This is a genomic window from Burkholderia sp. E168m23 (assembly GCF_016586125.1).
In the GTDB taxonomy this organism is placed as follows: domain Bacteria; phylum Pseudomonadota; class Gammaproteobacteria; order Burkholderiales; family Burkholderiaceae; genus Burkholderia; species Burkholderia orbicola.
In genome coordinates this window covers 1-2847 of the sequence record NZ_BCPP01000917.1, presented here as the reverse complement: position 1 = coordinate 2847, position 2847 = coordinate 1, and the positions used below count along the sequence as shown (strand labels likewise).

The following is a 2847-nucleotide window of genomic DNA, read 5'->3' as shown; positions in this document are numbered from 1 at the left end:
GAATCTTCGCTTCGAGCTGCTGCGCGCGTGCGAGGCCGAACGCTTCGGGCGTCTCGCCGGTTGCCGCTTCGCCGAAGAAATACGGCTGGTCGATGTGCACGATGTGCTCGACCTTCGATGGCATCTGCTCGTGCATGTAGCCCATCCCGCCGAGCGTGCCGCCCGCGATCGTCGAGCCGTGATAGCCGTTCTTGCGCGAGATCACGACCTTCTTCTGCGGCTTGCCCTGCACGCGCCAGTATTGATGCACGAGACGCAGCACGGTGTCGTTGCCTTCCGAGCCGCTGTTGCAATAGAAGAAGTGGTTGAAGCCGGCGGGCGTCACTTCCGCGAGCATCGCGGAAAGCTCGATCACCGGCGGATGCGTGGTCTTGAAGAACGTGTTGTAGAACGGCAGTTCCTGGATCTGGCGATACGCGGCGTCGGCGAGCTCCTTGCGGCCGTAGCCGACGTTCACGCACCACAGGCCGGCCATCCCGTCGATCACCTTGTTGCCGTCCGAGTCCCACAGATAGACGCCGTCGGCCTTCACGATCACGCGGCTGCCGGCGCGGTTGAGCGCGCCCATGTCGGAGAACGGGTGGATGTGGTGGGCGGCATCGAGCGCGCGAAAATCGGCGGTCGAGCGCGGCGGAAAAGCTTCATTTCGATCGGTCATGTTTTCTCCGTCAAACAGCGCCGCACGCTTATACGTGCAGCAGCAAGTGCCTGCGTTCCCACGAGCTGATCACGCGGAAGAACGCTTCATATTCGGTTTCCTTCAACGCCAGGTAGGCCTTCACGAACTTGTCGCCGAGGATGCCGGCGAGCGGCTCGCACGCGGCCATCAGCGAGATGCCTTCCTCGAGGTTGCGCGGCAGCTGGTACGGCAGGTCGTAGCCGTCCGATGCGATCGGCTCGGTCGGCGCGAGCTGTTGCGTCATGCCGAGATAGCCGGCGGCGAGCGTCGCCGCGAACGCGAGGTACGGGTTGCAGTCGACGCCCGGAATCCGGTTCTCGATGCGGCGCGCGATCGGGCTCGACTGCGGAATGCGAAAGCCCACCGTGCGGTTGTCGTAGCCCCACTGCACGTTGATCGGCGCGGCCATGAAACGCGACAGGCGGCGGTACGAATTGATGTAAGGCGCGAAGATCGGCATCAGCGCCGGCGTGTACTTCTGCAACCCCGCCAGATAGCTGCGGAACAGCGGCGACACGGCGCCGTTTTCGTCGGCGAACAGATTGCGCCCGGTGCGCATGTCCGCAAGGCTCTGATGAATGTGCATCGCGGAACCCGGTTCGTTTTCCATCGGCTTGGCCATGAAGGTCGCATACATGTTGTGACGCAGCGCGGCCTCGCGCACCGTGCGCTTGAACAGGAACACCTGGTCGGCCAGCGGCAGCGCGTCGCCATGCACGAAGTTGATCTCCATCTGCGCGGCGCCGACTTCGTGAATCAGCGTCTCGATATCGAGCCCCTGCATTTCGCAGTACTCGTAGATGTCCTCGAACAGCGGATCGAACTCGTTGACCGCCTCGATCGAATACGACTGGCGGCCCGTTTCCGCCCGCCCCGTGCGGCCGACGGGCGGACGCAGCGGCAGGTCGGGGTCGGCGTTCATGTCGACCAGATAAAACTCGAGCTCGGGCGCGACCACGGGTTTCCAGCCCTTCGCCTCGTACAGGTCGAGCACGCGGCGCAGCACGTAGCGCGGCGAGATCTCGACCGGCGAGCCGTCGAAATGCACGCAATCGTGGATCACCTGCGCGGTCGGATCGACCGCCCACGGGATCAGGCAGATCGTCGACGGATCGGGCACGCACACCATGTCGGGATCGGTCACGCCGGTCAGCGTGCCGTCCTCCGGATAGTCGCCGGTGACGGTCTGCACCATCACGGCCTGCGGCAGGCGCATCGATTCGCCGGATTCGAACTTGTTGCGCGGAATGATCTTGCCGCGCGCGATGCCGGCCATGTCGGGAATGATCGCCTCGACTTCGGTGATACGGTGCTGTCGCAGGAATTCGCTCAGTTCGGGTTGCATGATCGGCCTCGTTGGTCGATGTCGATGTCGGATGCGGCCGGCGACGGCGTCGCGCCGCCAGCAGCATGCATGCGGTGCGTCATGCGCGCGCGGCACGCCGCGCCGAATGCCGCGAAGATGTCGCGCGACAGCGGCTGCTCCGCGTAGCGCCATTCGGGATGCCACTGCACGCCCAGCGCGAATGCACGCGCGCCGCGCACGCTGACGGCCTCGACGAGCCCGTCGGGCGCGCTCGCTTCGACCGCGAGCCCGGTGCCCAGCCGCGCGATGCCCTGGTCGTGCAGGGAATTGACCGTCGCCTCGTGCGCGCCGCGCGCGACCCGCTGCAGCAGGCCGCCTGGCGCGAGCTGCACGACGTGCGCGGGACCGTACTGCCGTTCGAGCGGATCGGCCGGCCGTTCGCGATGGTCGTCGAAACCGGTCGTCGCATGCAGCCGCTGATGCAGCGTGCCGCCGTACGCGACGTTCAGCTCCTGCATGCCGCGGCAGATCGCGAGCACCGGCACGCCTGCGTCGATCGCCACGCGGATCAGCGGCAACGCGGTCGCGTCGCGCGCCGGATCGTGCAGCGTGTCGGGCGCGCTGGCGGTGCCGCCGTAATGATGCGGTTCGACGTTCGAATAGCTGCCGGTCAACAGCAGCCCGTCGATTGCCGCGACGATCGCGTCGGCCGGCTGCCGCGCGCCGAGCGCGGGCAGCACGAACGCCAGCGCGCCGGCGCCGTCGACGACGGCGGCGAGGTACTTCTCACCCGCCGTGTGGTTCGGATGGGCGCCGCGCAAGATGCGGTCGGCGGTGACGGCTACGATCGGTCGTGCGCGCA

Annotated in this window: 3 protein-coding genes; all 3 read right to left on the bottom strand. The window is 66.6% G+C overall.

Annotated features, from left to right (window positions below; all coding sequences use genetic code 11):
* Positions 1 to 658: aminotransferase class III-fold pyridoxal phosphate-dependent enzyme (locus JMF90_RS31905; protein WP_201325926.1), on the bottom strand; the 658-nt coding region annotated here is incomplete at its 3' end.
* 28 nt (positions 659 to 686) lie between these two features.
* Positions 687 to 2024: a glutamine synthetase family protein gene (locus tag JMF90_RS31900; RefSeq protein WP_069232896.1), complete on the bottom strand. Its 1338-nt coding sequence runs from the start codon at positions 2022 to 2024 to the stop codon at positions 687 to 689.
* The coding region (locus tag JMF90_RS31895; protein WP_201325925.1) for a gamma-glutamyl-gamma-aminobutyrate hydrolase family protein at positions 2009 to 2847 on the bottom strand (839 nt) is incomplete at its 5' end. The genes JMF90_RS31900 and JMF90_RS31895, both read right to left, overlap by 16 nt.